General features: G+C 58.3%; 2 protein-coding genes and 1 pseudogene. All 3 read left to right on the top strand.

Features of this window, described 5'->3' with window-relative positions; translation table 11 throughout:
• Positions 1 to 219, top strand: a pseudogene (locus AAAB16_RS06655) (ABC transporter permease); the annotation flags it as partial.
• Positions 216 to 1,202, top strand: coding sequence for an ABC transporter ATP-binding protein (locus tag AAAB16_RS06650; RefSeq protein ID WP_340662629.1), 987 nt, complete (start codon positions 216 to 218; stop codon positions 1,200 to 1,202). The pseudogene AAAB16_RS06655 and the gene AAAB16_RS06650, both read left to right, overlap by 4 nt.
• Positions 1,202 to 1,855: an HAD family hydrolase gene (locus AAAB16_RS06645; protein WP_110616276.1), complete on the top strand. Its 654-nt coding sequence runs from the start codon at positions 1,202 to 1,204 to the stop codon at positions 1,853 to 1,855. Before AAAB16_RS06650 ends, AAAB16_RS06645 begins: the two co-directional genes overlap by 1 nt.
• The last annotated feature ends 142 nt before the right edge of the window (positions 1,856 to 1,997 follow it).

The following is a 1,997-nucleotide window of genomic DNA, read 5'->3' as shown; positions in this document are numbered from 1 at the left end:
CGCCTGATGGTGTCGCAGTTACTGACGTTGTCTTTACAGTTTGGCGAGTTTGTGTTCGCCAACCTGCTGGTGGGTACGCGTTATGAAACCCTGCAGGTGTACCTGAACAACATGAAAAACAGCAGCGGCCACTTCAACAGCGCCCTGGTGATTTCCTACTTCTTTTTTGTGCTGCTGTTTACTTGGGCAGCCGGCCGTTTGAATAAGGACAAAGCATGAGTTTTCTGAGCATTCAGGGGCTGCACAAAAGCTATGCCGCCACCTCGATTTTCAGCGACATCAACTGCGAAATCGCCAAGGGCGAATTCGTCACCCTGCTCGGCCCGTCGGGCTGCGGCAAGTCCACCTTACTGCGCTGCATCGCCGGCCTGACCGAAGTAAATGGCGGGCAAATCCTCCTTGAAGGCCAAGACCTGGTGCCGCTGTCGCCACAAAAGCGCGATATCGGCATGGTGTTTCAGAGCTATGCGCTGTTCCCCAATATGAGCGTGCAGCAGAACGTTGCCTTTGGCCTGCGCATGCAAAAGGTCAGCAAAGAAGACAGCGCCAAACGGGTCAAGGAAGCGCTGGATATGGTCGAGCTGGGCAGCTTTGCCGAGCGTTACCCGCACCAGCTTTCCGGTGGCCAATGTCAGCGCGTGGCGTTGGCGCGTTCACTGGTTACTCGCCCACGCTTGCTGCTGCTGGATGAGCCGCTGTCGGCCCTCGATGCGCGAATTCGCAAACACCTGCGCGAGCAGATCCGCAGCATTCAACAGGAACTGGGGCTGACCACCATTTTCGTCACCCACGACCAGGAAGAAGCGCTGACCATGTCGGACCGCATCTTTCTGATGAACGCCGGCAAAATCGTGCAGAGCGGCGATGCCGAAACGCTCTATACCGCGCCGGTGGACGCCTTTGCCGCCGGTTTTATCGGCAACTACAACCTGCTCGACGCCGATGCCGCCAGCCGCCTGCTACTACGCCCAATCAATAGCCGTATCGCCATTCGCCCGGAAGCCATCTCGCTGGGCGCAGGTGATATCGAAGGTGAAGTGCGCAGCCATAGCCTGCTCGGCAACGTGATTCGCTACCGCGTACAAGCCCGTGGCGTGGAGCTGCTGGTCGATGTGTTAAACCGCAGTGCGGACGACCTGCACAGCAACGGCAAGCAGTTGCGCCTGAGCATCGACAGCGATGCGATCCGGGAGGTGGCGTAATGGCCCTGGCAATCTTCGACCTCGACGACACCCTGATCGACGGCGACTGCGCCAGCCTGTGGAGCGAACACATGGCCGACATCGGCTGGGTGGACGGCGAGTCGTTTGTAAAAAAAGACCACGAGCTAATGGCCCTATACGCCGAAGGCAAACTGGCGATGGAAGACTATATGGCCTTCAGCCTGTCGCCCCTGGTCGGCCGCACCGCCGAGGAAGTGGCGTTTGTGGTTGAGCCCTTTGTGGAAGACGTGATTGAGCCCATCTTCTTTAGCGACGCCACCCGCTGCCTGGCCACCCACCGCGAAGCCGGCGACCGCATTTTGGTAATTTCCGCCTCGGCGCATTTCTTGGTCAGCGCCATCGCGGCGCGGCTGAAAATTGATGAAGTGCTGGCCATCGACTTGGAAGAACAGCACGGCCACTACAGCGGCAATACCCGTGGTGTACTCACCTACCGCGAAGGCAAAGTCACCCGTCTGCAAGCTTGGTTAGAGCAGGAAGGCGAAAGCCTGGACGGCGCGTATTTCTACTCCGACTCGCGCAATGACTTGCCGTTGTTATCGTTAGTGAGTTTGCCGCGGGTGGTGAACCCGGATCCGGTGTTGCGTGACCATGCGGTGAAGGCAGGCTGGCCAATTCTTAACTGGCGGTGACGGCTTGTTGTTGGGCTTCGCTGCGCTCAACCCAACCTACATGCTGAGAGCTAAACACGTAGGGTGTGCTGCGCGCACCAGACGATTTGTGCGTGCGCTCCGTGGTGCGCACAGCACAACATACGGCGTCTTACGATAAAAA

It is taken from the genome of Pseudomonas sp., assembly GCF_037994325.1.
GTDB lineage: Bacteria > Pseudomonadota > Gammaproteobacteria > Pseudomonadales > Pseudomonadaceae > Aquipseudomonas.
This window is presented reverse-complemented; position numbering and strand designations above follow the sequence as displayed.

Coding starts and splice junctions, on each gene's coding strand:
- AAAB16_RS06650 (WP_340662629.1), top strand. CDS start 216: ATGAGTTTTCTGAGCATTCAGGGGCTGCACAAAAGCTATGCCGCCACC.
- AAAB16_RS06645 (WP_110616276.1), top strand. CDS start 1,202: ATGGCCCTGGCAATCTTCGACCTCGACGACACCCTGATCGACGGCGAC.